The following is a 13,051-nucleotide window of genomic DNA, read 5'->3' as shown; positions in this document are numbered from 1 at the left end:
TTTGACCGCGTAGCGCTTTTGCTATCTGTCTCTTATAATATAAACGGTTACACATTAGGGATAAATATGAAAAATAATCAATTAAGATTACGGATGAATGATGAAAGAATGGATAAGTTGAGATTATACGCAAGAGTGAAAGGGAAAACAATGACTCAAGTAGTAGAAGAATTGATTGATAGTTTGCCAGAAGTTGTTGTTGAACAGACTGAACAAAAAAGAATGTTTGTTGAATAATTAAAAGTCCCCCTTTTAGGGCTTTAGATAATATTATTCTGATAATTCCAATGGTGTTATTAGGTACAATAATTTTCAATGACTATTCAATATATTTTTTTATATCTTTGATAGATTGGGTATCTTTATATATAACCACAGGAATTTTCGGTATTATTTTGAACTCTTATTTTTTTGGTGGATTTTTTATACCTTTATTATTTGAATCTATAAAATTTCTAACGTTTATATTATTCATTACTATATTAAAATGGTTTTATTTTACGCGACTTGAAAGTTTACCAATAAAAACAACTTTTTGGAAAAAAATCATGGGAATTGTCGTCACAGACTTAAATGGAAATACCATATCATTTGGTCGTGCTAATAGAAGGTATTTCGCCAAAAAAATTTCGTTAATAACTCTGCTAATTGGGTTTATCATGGCAGCTTTTACCAAAAAAAAGCAAGGATTACATGACAGGATAGCTGGTACTTTAGTTGTTAAAAAAAAGCCATAGTTAAAAGTTAAAAGTTAAAATTAAAAATTCAGATTTTACATACAATCCGGTTATATAACAATACGGTTTCCTACGGAATGCTGCGCAAACAGATAAGACTAAAATTCATAAGGTATCGATCTATAAACTCATGTACTTTCTTTCCTCCTTACTCCTTCCTGCTTCTTCCTTCCTCCTTCTTCCTTCCCTGCGGTTCAGATAAGACCAAAACTCATAAGGTATCTATCTATATATTCATGTACTTTTCTTCCTCCTTCCTTCTTCCTCCTTTTTCCCTCCTCCTTCTTCCCTCTTCCTTCTTCCTTCTTCCTTCCCTAAAAATCACTACCTAATAATGCGTGCTTAAATTCTTTAGCAGTTTTAAAATAAATTTCTGGTTCATCAATTAATGCTAAATCAATTACTTCTGCCAATGATTGAGGAATAGCAATATTTCTCTTTCTAATCGGTACAGGTTTAGTTTGCAATACAGTCAAAATTGGGTCTTTACCAACAAAATCACGGGGATATACACCAGTTAACATATTATATAAAGTTGCTGCTATTGCCCAAACATCTACTTCCGGTTTTACATATTTAAAATCAATCATCTGTTGTCTTGGCATAAACGGAAAAGTACCCCCTTTATTTCCCGTAATTGTTTGCCCACTTAAACCAGCTAAATCAAAAGCTTTGGCTAACCCATAATCTGCTATTTTCACCACTGTTGAAGTATTTATATTACTCAAAAAAATATTAGCTGGTTTAATATCCCGGTGAACCAAACCTTTCCCTTTACCAAAACTACCATCTGCTTTTTTAACATAAGGAATTTCTGCATTATGAGCATATTCTAAACCATCTAAAGCTTGTAGAATAATTGGCACTGCCATATTAATAGATAATCGATAACCACAACGCTCCAACAAATTCAAAATACTACCACCATTGCAATATTCTAAAGTAAAAAAAAATTGGCGATCGCTATAACTATAATCTTTCAATTGTACAACATTCTTATGATTTAAAGCTTTAGTATTTTCTATTTCTCTGACAAAACGATTTATAGCCTGAGGATGGGTAGCAAATTCTGGCAACATTGTTTTTAAAGCTATTAATTTTTGAGTGGAATTATTTCTGGCTAAATAAACTTCTCCACAACCACCTTTACCTAATAATTTAATTGTTCTATACCCAGGAATTGTCATCAGATTATTACTTCCTAATCTTGGCGGAGACACAGATAATTCAACAGTTTCTGCCTGAGAATTTTTTGGTATAGAAAGCATCTCTGGTGGCATCTCTGTTTCAGCTTCAATACTCACCTGAAAAATAGTTTTACCCAATTGAATTTTGTCTCCTGATTTTAAATCATATTCAGGAAACTGAATTTTTGCTGCTGCTTCAGGGGTATGGTGTGGTTGACGTTGCCCAATTTTTTTACCATTAACATAAGTGCCATTTCTACTGCCAAAATCACGCACTCGCACATCTGGAGGATTAATATCAAGTATGCAATGATAACGAGAAATAGTACGATGTTGTTGATCGCTTGGTAGTCTAGGATTACAGTCTTTATGACGACCGATAATACAGATAGTTCTTTCTTCAAATATAAATTCTTTGCCGATCAGACTTCCTTGAATAATAGTCAGTTTGACTTGAGCAGACATAAGATAATTACAACTTTAATATTTTCTGGATTGGTTATATTAATTATCTTATAAATTATCTTCTGTGAATACTACGAAAGTCTGAGTGGAAGATGATATCCTGGTAGCTTTAACTGTTATCAGCCATCGAATCTGCATAATATATATATTGAACCTTGGAGTGAAAAAGAACATACTTTTTGCACTAAGTACACAAGAGACACTTATGCAAGATATCTTCACACTAATTAGCTATGAAATTAGCTATGAAAAAAGATTGAGAGAGTCAGGAATACAAAAGAATTTAATTTTAGGTACAAGGTTGCTCAAGTGCGAGTGAGAAAAAAGCTTATACAATTTTGAACAAAGAATGCTACAAAAAGGTACATCTCGAGCGGAGATGTTTAAAAATAGCCGATGCAATTTATTTTAGATAGCTTTATCTATCATTTTAATCTTTTTTTTTTATATTTACTCCTTCTCTCCTAGATAACTAAAGCCTTATTCCTTTTTCCTTCTTACTTCTTACTTACTTCTACCATTTGTAATAAACATTTATCAAATTGGTATTATTTACTTTTTGGAGAGGTAGATTATACCATTTATTATGTATCAATGCTTTAGCCTGACAATTACTTTATTTTTTGGTCTTTTTCTTGATGGATAATACCAAGTTTGAAAACATAATGTTATGAATCATCAGGGCGATCAAAATAGTTTACAGGAGATGTTCCTTTGACTAATAAGATAAGTTATAAACTAAGAAATGGTATCGAATCTATTCATTCTGACTCCTGACTCCTAAAAAATTCCCTAGCTATTTGTAGCAAAGATTTATCCTGCTTGGTATAATCTGGCTTTTTTATTACCTGCTTATTTCAGAGAGTTACAGAGCTGATTTATTAAGTAAATATTAATAAGCTTAATTCCTTGCTATACTTAGAGTTTGCGAGTTATTGTCCAGTCAGCGCCAAATTATTAAAAGCTAGGTAATAAATATAAGACTTTTAGCTAAGTTTACAAATCAGCTCACAGAAGAAGGTTAAGGTGGGACTTATTAATTTAATTATCTGTTTATTTACTCCCAGCAAAATTTATACTAAAATTCTTGCCAGAATAATTTTATGATAACAAATTTTTTGTCCATAATTTGTTAACAAAAAACTCTTGACTGTCCACTCTTATGCAGGAAGAAAACAATGCCCCCACAACTTGTGAAAATTCTCAATGATAGCTATCAAGCTGTCAAAAATGATGGACAAGATGTAATTGCTGGATTAACTAAAAATCCCAAGACTTTACCCCCAAAATATTTTTATGACGATTATGGCTCTGAATTATTTGAACAAATCTGTGCATTACCTGAATATTATCCGACTCGTACAGAAACTTCAATTCTCAAAGAATATGCTAATGAAATTTCCGAACTAACTGGTAGTAGGGAATTAGTAGAATTAGGTAGTGGCAGTTCTACTAAAACTCGTTTATTATTAGATGCTTATCAAAAAATAGGTAATTCGTTTACATATATACCGACTGATGTGAGTGGAGGAATACTTAAAACTAGCGTCTTAGAGCTACAAGAAAAATATCCATATTTCTCTATTCAGGGATTATTAGGAACTTACCAACAAACTTTAGCGTATCTAGAGTCAACTCCTAAAGCATTAAGAACAATTTGTTTTCTCGGAAGTTCTGCTGGCAATTTTTCTCCACAAGAATTTGATAACTTATTGACTAAAGTTACTAGAAGTTTACAGCCAGGAAATTATTTCTTACTAGGGATTGATTTAGACAAATCTCAAGAAATTTTAGAACCTGCTTATAACGACAGTGAAGGAGTTACGGCTGCTTTTAATTTGAATATGTTATCCCATTTGAATTGGCGTTTCCAAGGAAATTTTGATCTGGATGTATTTAATCATAAAGCGATTTACAATCAAGCTGAATCTCAAATAGAAATGCGTCTCTATTGCCAAGAAAATGTGACATTTTCTTTGGAAACTCTAGATTTAAAAGTAAATTTTCAGGCAGGGGAAAGTATTATGACTGAAATTTCTCGCAAATTTGATTTGGGAATTTTACAAACAAAACTTGAGGCGAAAGAGTTGAAACTTAAGAAAGTTTGGACAGACCCTAAAAAGTGGTTTGGATTAATTCTTTGCCAAGCTTAACTTGAAGGAAGAAGAAATAATAAAAAAGAAAGAAGTATGTTCAATAATTAATAATTAACAATTAATAATTAATAATTACCTCCCACCGCTTTTTCTCCATGAATGGAGAGGCTTTATACCTTAATTTTTTGGTAAGCATTTCCTGCGTAATGCTGCCCCAACAGTCGTCATATTTCAGCCATTAGCTGCTGAGAAAATGAATTCCTCTGGCAGTTTTGAGAGACTGAAATCCCATTTTGAACTATGGATTAAAGTACATCAACTAACCTTAGCTATCCATAAAAATATGTTTTCGTAATTCACAAAAAAAGTTGAGTATGACTACTAAGAATTCAATTTTTACAAAAGCCAATGTGTTTTCGCAATTCAAAAAAAAGTTGAATGCTGACTCCTAATACCTAAATATATACTTGCTAAGTCTCTAAATATTAAATTAAATATAGCACTACGCAAATAGGTTAGGAAATTTATAAATGCTCAAACTCAGTCAGAGAATATTTTTGACTTTTGACTTGCGCGTAGAGCTATGTATTGCAAAAATTACCGATTAAATTTTTTCCCGTTTCTAACACGATGAATACGATAAAATCTACTACTCCACCAAAACTTAATAGTTGTCATACTAACAGTAATCTACGCCAAGATATCCTTGAATATTTTGAGAATACTTGGCAACTTGAAGATATTTTGATGAATAGTTTAGTGGGAGAAGAAACATTTTATTTCAATCCCGATCCTTTGAGAAATCCTCTAATTTTTTATCTCGGACATTCAGCAGTTTTCTACATCAATAAATTAATTCACGTAGAATTATTAGAAAAACGTATTAACTCAAACTACGAAATATTATTTGAATTAGGAGTAGACCCAAAAAAACCAGAAGAGTTAGACCAAGCGATCGCTCACATTAATTGGCCTAAACTTGAAGATGTTTGGCAGTATCGAGAAAAAGTCTATCAAATCATTATAGACCTGATTGAGAAAACTCCTCTAAATCTCCCCATCCATCAAAATCATCCTTTGTGGGCATTAATGATGGGTATCGAACATCAACGCATTCATATCGAAACTTCCTCAATGTTGTTTCGGCAACTACCTGTAGAAAAACTAAGACACCCTAGTAATTGGGAATATGCTCCTACTAATGGTGAGATAGTTAAAAATGAAATGATAGAAGTTTCTGGTGGAATAGTCAAACTGGGCAAACCACAAGATTATCCTACTTTTGGTTGGGATATTGAATATGGCGATCGGCAAGTTGAAGTTGCACCTTTTGTCGCTAGTAAATATTTAATTACTAATGCAGAATTTTTAGAATTTGTCAAGACTGGTGGTTACGAAAATCAAGATTATTGGACTCCAGAATCTTGGCATTGGAAAACTGAAAATAATATCAAACATCCAAAATTTTGGATAGCTGAAAATGGTACATCTATATATAGATATCGAGCCATGTTTGATGAAATGGAATTACCTTTAGATTGGCCTGTAGAAGTTAATCATTATGAAGCAATGGCTTATTGTAGTTGGAGAGGTAAAAATATTCGGTTAATGACTGAAGCTGAATATAATTTTGCAACTTATGAAAATGGTAAAGAAGTAGAGGCAGATAATTACAATCTAAATTTAAAATTTGGTTCTCCTTCTCCAGTTGGTTTCTTAGAAACTGCAAAAAATGGATCGGGATTATATGATTTACGGGGTAATGTTTGGGAATGGTTGAATGATAATCTAAACCCTCTTTCGGGATATAAAACTCATCAACTATATCAAGATTATTCGGCTCCATTTTTTGATACTAAACATAATATGATGTTAGGAGGATGTTGGATAACTAGCGGTACAGAAGCATTAAAATATTATCGTAATTGGTTCCGTCCGAATTTTTATCAACATGCTGGTTTTCGGGTTGTTCAAACAAAGTTGGAGTATATACATTAATGAGAGACCTTGACAACATTAAACTAACAGCATTTCAACAGCCGATTCGTTGTTGTAACGTTACAGCTGTTGCCTATGCTATGACTGCATTAGGCTTTTCCGTAACGATCGACGATATTTTCTATGTCACCAAATTACCTATTGCTTCGGTTTTAGATGATGGCATGACATTAGCTGAAACATACGATACCTGCTTACAATATGTTGAAAATACTAACTTACCACTTACGGTTAGTATGGAATACTTTGATAATCCATCTATGACGATAGAGGAGTTTGTAGAATCTTTGCAAAAAGCGGTTTCAGATCCAGATGATATTCACATTCTTAACTTCAATACTAAAATAGCTCACGATAACCCTAACCTAGAAGGAGGACATTTTTCTCTGGTGGCAGACTATAATCCTGATTCTCAGGAAATTACGGTCGCAGATACAAATCCTAAGCGATATACTCGTTTTTGGAAATGTCCAATAGAGCGGATGTATAAAGCCTGTGTGGATAAAGATTCTGCAAGTGAGCGTTCTCGTGGGATGATTATTTTGCGCAAGAATCACAACTAAAATTATTCAGTTGGGATGGAATCATTAAAATATTACCTTAACTGATTCCCTCTCAATTTTTATCAATATGCTGGTTTAATAATATAGCAATCCTATTTAAGCGGATTGCTATAGTTAAGGGAAGAATAATAAATTTCAGCATAATTATAGACTAACAGAAGTTATGACTCAGAAAAAGTTTTACCTATTAACTGACCCAACTATTATTTGTTCTTATCTGGTATCTAAGTAGATTGAAGCTTTTGTAAAAATGCCAGAATTTCAAGGAATATTAGTTAAAGAGGAGGTTTAATCAAACAGAGTAGCCAAAGAGAGGAAAACTTTTCATCAAAAATACTTTGGTCAAAAACATTTGACTGATGAAATGTATGAATTATTAATTGATTTGTATGCTGGTTTAGATAAGACAGTAAAGATCAATGATAGAGCTATATGGTGTATCTCAGTATTCTACTACTTAGCATTCTAAAACCATTTTTATTAGGGATAATTTGAATGGAGAATATGCCAATAATTGGTTAATTGAAGTGGCTGAAAATTCCCCAGTATATATTTTTGTTTTTGTCACTCAAATACTTAAACTTTGGTGGTTAGAAATAACTAAACATCAAATGTTTAATTGTCATACAGCCGTTCTACCTTATGCTCAAGGAATGTACGCTATTGAGAATATGGCAATTAATAAAAATATTAATCAGTTTAGACAAGCTGCAGGCGTAACTATACATTATGTTGATGAAGGGGTAGATACAGGTTCAATCATTAGAATAGAAAGAATTGTCGATCTGTTTCGCTTTAATTCCATTTGGGACTTAAGAGGAAGTTACCCTTTTCTACACCAATATTAATGAATATCCTGATGCTGAAACTTTTGTTTAATTGTTTAATTGGGGTGATAAGTTTACAAGATTACTCCAAAAATTTTCTTACCATTAATGCAATTCTACAAAATGGAAAAATTGCTAGATAAATTAACATGAAATACTCTCAAATTACATCCTCAGAAGAATTTCAAATAGCAGGATACTTTTTGCAGGAAAATTTTCTTTCTCAGACAGAATGCGATTCCTTGTTACAACTAATTACCGATTATCGCCAGAAAAACTCTATTCCTAAAATTTATCGCAATATTAAACCCATACCCTTAAGTTATTTTGTTATAAATGGAAAAATAATTCAGTCTCAGATTCCAGAAATTCAAAAACTATACAAAACGGTAAATAAAGTTATTAACAACCTAACAAATAGACAACTTTTTCCTTTAAAAGATATTCAAGTAGGGTGCAATATTAATATTACTGAAAAAGGAGGAACATATCGCTGGCATTATGACCGAAATGCTATTACAGCTCTTTTATATTTGAACAAAGTTGATGGAGGAGAAATTGAATTTTATCCCAACTATAGAATTATCTTACCAAAAGCTAAATTTTCTAGATTTCAGAGTGTGATAGATCGGGTACAACAATTAAGCTTTTTTCGTCACACCTTTGGAAAACAAATTATTATTAAACCTCAACCAGGTCTACTATTAGTTATGGCGGGCGATAAATGTCTACATAGCGTTCGTCCAGTCACAGAAGCAACTGAGCGAATTAATATTGTTATGGCTTACGATTTACCTAATGCTAATTTTGTAGTTAAAGACCAACTAAATACTTATTTATATAGTTCAGAAGAGGTATTAAATACAGATCCAAATTACTCTTAATTAGGTAAGACTCACTCAAACGAAAGTTAAATATACAGGACTTACCCATGAGGTACGAAAAACTAGGATTTGAGATTGCTTCCCTGTCGGTCGCAATGACGAAAATACCTTGTACTGCGTAAGTCCTAATATAGATAAGTCAATCTAAAAAATCTATAATTTTTCTCTATTTTTGATTCTCTATAACTTTAGGTATATAATTTGTAATATCCTGCTTTCAAAATGGCAAAATATAATAGACCTCTCCGAAAAAGATATAGATTTTTTGGGCATAGTAGGGAATAGGGAACAGGTAAGATATTTTTACGAAAAAGGCAGAAAAAAGAATTTTTTCTGGTGACTTTTTTTTCTTTAGCTAATATAACTAAAAGGTTTATTTATTTTCCGGAGATGTCTAATATAGCAATCCTATTTTATTCCTGTCAAAAATCTTACTACTTTTTAGGGAACAGAGAACAGGGAACAGGTAAGAGTTTCAGTTTTTTTATTTACTTTTTGATTACCCGCGACCTATGGGCGGATTGCTATAGTTTAGGTATATTAAAATTAGGAGATTATTGAAAATGAGACCAAATCCAATTCCACCCAAACCAGGTCAAGAATCAGTTTGGGATTATCCACGTCCACCTCGTTTAGAAGATACAGATAAATCTATTCGAGTCATATTTAATAATGTAGTTTTGGCAGAAACAAATAAAGCAAAAAGAGTATTAGAAACTAGCCATCCTCCTTGTTATTACATCCCACCTGAAGATGTTAAAGTAGAGTATTTAATTTCTAATCCTAGAAAAACTTTTTGTGAGTGGAAAGGTTACGCTTCCTATTTCGATGTTTCAGTAAAGGATAAATATGTAAATCATCCAGTTTGGCAATATTTAGAGCCAACTCCTACTTTTCTCGCCATAAAAGGATATTATAGTTTCTATGCTAATTTAATGGACGCTTGTTATGTTAATGATGAGTTAGTAAAGCCTCAAGCTGGTAATCTTTACGGAGGATGGATTACTTCTGATATTGTCGGACCATTTAAAGGTGAGCCTGGTACAAGAGGTTGGTAAATAATTAATAATTAATAATGAATAATTAATAATTACCTCTCCTTGAAAAGAAGAGGATTCACTAATCATGAAAATTTTTATTTATTATCCCCTTAAAAGGGGAGGCTTTAAACCAAAATTTTTCGGTAAATAATGAAAATATAAGTAATTAAAAATTGACGATCGACGGAATTATATTACTCCGAAAAGAATGGATTTGATATCATTACTTATTTACCACTACAAAATGAAAAATAATATTAGCTCAATAACTGATAATTCCGATCTTTCAAAATCTTACTATCAAGCAGAAAAGCTAGACCTAGATTCATGGTTTCAAGTAGCTCAGATAGATTACGAAAAATTAATAGAAGAATATTCATTTAATAATCTATTTAAAACATTTGCTAAAAATCAACTCAAGCTTCTAGATGTAGGATGTGGTACTGCTAAGTTTCCTAGTTTATTAGACAAAAAAATCGATGGGGATATTCATTTATTAGCAGATTTACTCGACATTTCAGAATACAGTCTATAGTTTTCAGCATTTTAGTACAAATAAAACCTACTTATCTGCGACAGAAAATATTCAGCAATTAGTTTTTTCAACTAATTGCTACGATATTATAGCAGTTATCATATTAATGAGGTACAGTATTTTTTTCTATTCCTTATTCCCTATTCGCTGTTGCCTAAAATCGAAAATTTGTGTATCTCACCAATTTGAGAAATGCTATATATGGGCAATTCATTCTCTTTATACTGTTGATAAAAATAGAATGGCAGATGTCTATCTTTATTGTTTAAATTTATTAGGTGATAATGGTAAGTTTTTAATTTATCAACCTGCTGAAAAATCTTATTACCACAACTTATATGATTTTTATCTTATACCAATTCCCATGCATTAATGCTATACTTGGGTAAAACTTCAGTTATTAAATAATTAATACAGAAAAATAACTTATTCCTTAATTATTAGCTAGTTAATGTTAATTATTCCTATTTTGTAGGGAGGTTGTATGCAACGTCTCTACCCCCACATCCCACACTCTCCACACTCCCCCACCTAATCAAATATAGCAAGATTTTTGATAAATGGTATTAGCTATTATCCAGAAGGAAGAAAGTATACATATTTTTTAAAATCTGAAGAATACAAACAGATTTTGGATAGATTAGAAATAAATTATGAAAATATTAGATTGTATTTTTCCCACAGTATAAGTTTTGAAAGTAAAAATATACTTGAAATATATTTAAGAAAATGTGTTTTAGATGATACATTAGATCTATTTAATTTTTTTGAACCTATATTACAAGAGTGTTTCGAGCCAGAAACTAATCAATACAAATTTGAGCAGATAGTTGATTTGGTTATTATTGAAAAAGCTAGCAATATTTAGCAATACAAGGAAGAGAAGAAATAATGATAAATAGTTCACAAAAATCGGCGATCGCTAATTTAATATCAGACCCAAAACTCAAGCTAGTCAAACCTAATGAGCAAGAATATATGGAAGGACTAATTGCTTATCGCAGTCAGCATAATTAACAAGAGATAATGATTGAAGCTACATTTCAGGCCATAGAAAAATATAAGTCTTCACAAGAAAGTTACACTATCCTTAGTATAGGTTGTGGCAGTGGAATTTTTGAGAAACCTTTTTTGACAAAGCTGATTGAGTTGAACAAATCTATTCATTTTGTTGGAATAGATCCCAAAAAATTAAAATGTCTAAAAACAGAAGAATGGTGTCAGGAACTTAGGACAATTCAACCAGATAAATTTAGGTTTAAAATTCATCCAGTTGAATTGGAAAAATTTGAATCATCCCAAAGTTTCGACATAGTATTGTTAATTCATTCATTTTACTATTTTTCAGAAATTGAATCCTCCTTTCAGAAAATTTACAAACTTCTTGGAGAAGAAGGGATAGCAATTATTGTAATAGCTGTCAAAACAGAATTAAGGGAACCTCCTTACTATGTAAATCAGCGACTTTATCAAAGGTCAATGCTTTTTAGTGACGATTTAGATAAATTTTTTTCTGAACATAATATTTCTGTTCATCAAAAAATTATAGAATCTCCAGTAAATATTACAAAATGTTTTCAGAAAGATTCTCAGTTGGCTAAACATTTACTAGATTTTATAGTTGGTGCTAATACGACATATTTTTCTCCTTCCCAATTACAAGTATTACTGGATTATTTTAGAACTAATTCCCAAAAGTTGGAGAGTGGAGAAATTATGATTCCAAGTTCTATAAGCTTTTATTATTTTCAAAACCATAAGGAAGAAGAAACAGAGAAGAAGGAAGAAGGAGGAATATTTTAGTTATCTAGGAGAGAGGGAAGAAGGCTTAAAAGTCAGAAAAAACTTAAATTTCCTGTAGATATTCACAGTTTGCTTTACACAAACCATACCAGCGGATAGGATACAAAAAAAGAGTTTTTAAGCGTTGTCTATAATCTGGTATTACCTATAATAATCTCTAATTAGAGCTTGCTGAAAAATTTTATGGGTGAGGATAGGGAATAGAGAATAGAGAATAGGCACTCTTGCAATGGTTTGACTATTAATTTTTCTACATTTTCCCCCCATTAGACTAGGAAAAATTCCTAGTTTTTGATATTGATTTAGTCATTTTATCGCACTTCCTGCCAGGGAATTCAGCACTTAAAAATCTGAACATTATGGGTCTATATATTTATTCACTAGAACATAATTATCTATTTTATGCTACTAAGATTCAAAACAGATTATTGTAGATTTCTAAGAACGGAACTCAGGAAAAATTCTGAATCTAATCAGTAATCAATCTATGAATTAAACTATGCCAAATTAAACCAACAAGAATTAACCCTAAACCTACTAACCATATTTGCTGTTCTACCCAAAAAGCTAAAAATAAACAGAAGCTAAACCTACCCAACCTAACTATTGAGGATAAAGTCTTTCTATCGCTACAACAATAATTATCGACAGACTTGCAATATCAGTATCAACACCAAATACTTACAAATACTCCAGTACCAAGAATTGAACCTAAACCCATAAGGATAGCACCGAACAAGCCAATTTCTCCTCTCAGTTGAGGTGTAGATGCCATTTAATTTTTGTCCTTCTCAAACAAGTAACGATAGAGTCCAAAAATTGGGATAATTTATTTTTTGCTACACTCTTAAATCAATCTTGATAGACCACTAACCCGCTGCACTCTTTAAATTTATGTGGAATTGAATCAATTACA

The 13,051-nt window shown here is 31.6% G+C and carries 13 protein-coding genes; 12 read left to right on the top strand and 1 reads right to left on the bottom strand.

Translation table 11 applies throughout. From position 1 onward, the window contains the following. The first annotated feature begins 66 nt into the window (after positions 1–66). Together ACP6PM_RS13810 and ACP6PM_RS13805 are read left to right on the top strand one after the other, a co-directional pair. Complete coding sequence (locus ACP6PM_RS13810) at positions 67–237, top strand: hypothetical protein (protein WP_426585499.1); 171 nt, start codon at positions 67–69, stop codon at positions 235–237. 50 nt (positions 238–287) lie between these two features. After that, entirely contained in the window at positions 288–737 is a 450-nt protein-coding gene (locus tag ACP6PM_RS13805) for an RDD family protein (RefSeq protein ID WP_472847520.1), read from the top strand. A 314-nt stretch (positions 738–1,051) separates the two neighbouring features. On the opposite strand, the gene ACP6PM_RS13800 is transcribed toward ACP6PM_RS13805, so the two are convergent. Next, a complete protein-coding gene (locus ACP6PM_RS13800; RefSeq protein WP_426585497.1) occupies positions 1,052–2,389 on the bottom strand; it encodes a protein kinase domain-containing protein in 1,338 nt (445 codons plus the stop codon). 1,178 nt (positions 2,390–3,567) lie between these two features. On the opposite strand from ACP6PM_RS13800, the gene egtD reads away from it, so the two are divergent. From egtD to ACP6PM_RS13750, 10 genes are all read left to right on the top strand, one after another. Then, positions 3,568–4,542, top strand: a complete 975-nt coding sequence (gene egtD / locus ACP6PM_RS13795) for an L-histidine N(alpha)-methyltransferase (protein ID WP_426585495.1) — start codon at positions 3,568–3,570, stop codon at positions 4,540–4,542. Between the two features lie 573 nt (positions 4,543–5,115). Further along, positions 5,116–6,483, top strand: a complete 1,368-nt coding sequence (ovoA, locus tag ACP6PM_RS13790; protein ID WP_426585493.1) for a 5-histidylcysteine sulfoxide synthase — start codon at positions 5,116–5,118, stop codon at positions 6,481–6,483. After that, entirely contained in the window at positions 6,483–7,046 is a 564-nt protein-coding gene (locus ACP6PM_RS13785; RefSeq protein WP_426585491.1) for a phytochelatin synthase family protein, read from the top strand. Before ovoA ends, ACP6PM_RS13785 begins: the two co-directional genes overlap by 1 nt. Positions 7,047–7,537: 491 nt before the next feature. Continuing rightward, entirely contained in the window at positions 7,538–7,894 is a 357-nt protein-coding gene (locus ACP6PM_RS13780) for a formyltransferase family protein (protein ID WP_426585489.1), read from the top strand. A 128-nt stretch (positions 7,895–8,022) separates the two neighbouring features. After that, a complete protein-coding gene (locus ACP6PM_RS13775) occupies positions 8,023–8,757 on the top strand; it encodes a 2OG-Fe(II) oxygenase (protein WP_426585488.1) in 735 nt (244 codons plus the stop codon). 563 nt (positions 8,758–9,320) lie between these two features. After that, a complete protein-coding gene (locus ACP6PM_RS13770) occupies positions 9,321–9,815 on the top strand; it encodes a DUF427 domain-containing protein (protein ID WP_426585486.1) in 495 nt (164 codons plus the stop codon). A gap of 226 nt (positions 9,816–10,041) precedes the next feature. Further along, on the top strand, positions 10,042–10,332 hold the full coding sequence (locus ACP6PM_RS13765) for a hypothetical protein (protein WP_426585484.1): 291 nt from the start codon (positions 10,042–10,044) through the stop codon (positions 10,330–10,332). 553 nt (positions 10,333–10,885) lie between these two features. Further along, positions 10,886–11,200, top strand: a complete 315-nt coding sequence (locus ACP6PM_RS13760) for a hypothetical protein (protein WP_426585482.1) — start codon at positions 10,886–10,888, stop codon at positions 11,198–11,200. A gap of 23 nt (positions 11,201–11,223) precedes the next feature. Next, on the top strand, positions 11,224–11,349 hold the full coding sequence (locus ACP6PM_RS13755; RefSeq protein ID WP_426585480.1) for a hypothetical protein: 126 nt from the start codon (positions 11,224–11,226) through the stop codon (positions 11,347–11,349). A 9-nt stretch (positions 11,350–11,358) separates the two neighbouring features. Beyond that, the gene (locus ACP6PM_RS13750; protein WP_426585479.1) at positions 11,359–12,135 is read left to right on the top strand and encodes a class I SAM-dependent methyltransferase; all 777 of its coding nucleotides are present in this window, start codon (positions 11,359–11,361) and stop codon (positions 12,133–12,135) included. The last annotated feature ends 916 nt before the right edge of the window (positions 12,136–13,051 follow it).

Origin of the sequence: Dapis brunnea BLCC-M229, assembly GCF_050015995.1 — a bacterium.
GTDB lineage: Bacteria > Cyanobacteriota > Cyanobacteriia > Cyanobacteriales > Microcoleaceae > Trichodesmium.
This window is presented reverse-complemented; position numbering and strand designations above follow the sequence as displayed.

Coding starts and splice junctions, on each gene's coding strand:
- ACP6PM_RS13765 (WP_426585484.1), top strand. CDS start 10,042: ATGAAAAATAATATTAGCTCAATAACTGATAATTCCGATCTTTCAAAA.
- ACP6PM_RS13805 (WP_472847520.1), top strand. CDS start 288: ATGGTGTTATTAGGTACAATAATTTTCAATGACTATTCAATATATTTT.
- ACP6PM_RS13775 (WP_426585488.1), top strand. CDS start 8,023: ATGAAATACTCTCAAATTACATCCTCAGAAGAATTTCAAATAGCAGGA.
- ACP6PM_RS13785 (WP_426585491.1), top strand. CDS start 6,483: ATGAGAGACCTTGACAACATTAAACTAACAGCATTTCAACAGCCGATT.
- ACP6PM_RS13810 (WP_426585499.1), top strand. CDS start 67: ATGAAAAATAATCAATTAAGATTACGGATGAATGATGAAAGAATGGAT.
- ACP6PM_RS13750 (WP_426585479.1), top strand. CDS start 11,359: ATGATTGAAGCTACATTTCAGGCCATAGAAAAATATAAGTCTTCACAA.
- ACP6PM_RS13755 (WP_426585480.1), top strand. CDS start 11,224: ATGATAAATAGTTCACAAAAATCGGCGATCGCTAATTTAATATCAGAC.
- ACP6PM_RS13800 (WP_426585497.1), bottom strand. CDS start 2,389: ATGTCTGCTCAAGTCAAACTGACTATTATTCAAGGAAGTCTGATCGGC.
- ACP6PM_RS13770 (WP_426585486.1), top strand. CDS start 9,321: ATGAGACCAAATCCAATTCCACCCAAACCAGGTCAAGAATCAGTTTGG.
- ovoA (WP_426585493.1), top strand. CDS start 5,116: ATGAATACGATAAAATCTACTACTCCACCAAAACTTAATAGTTGTCAT.
- egtD (WP_426585495.1), top strand. CDS start 3,568: ATGCCCCCACAACTTGTGAAAATTCTCAATGATAGCTATCAAGCTGTC.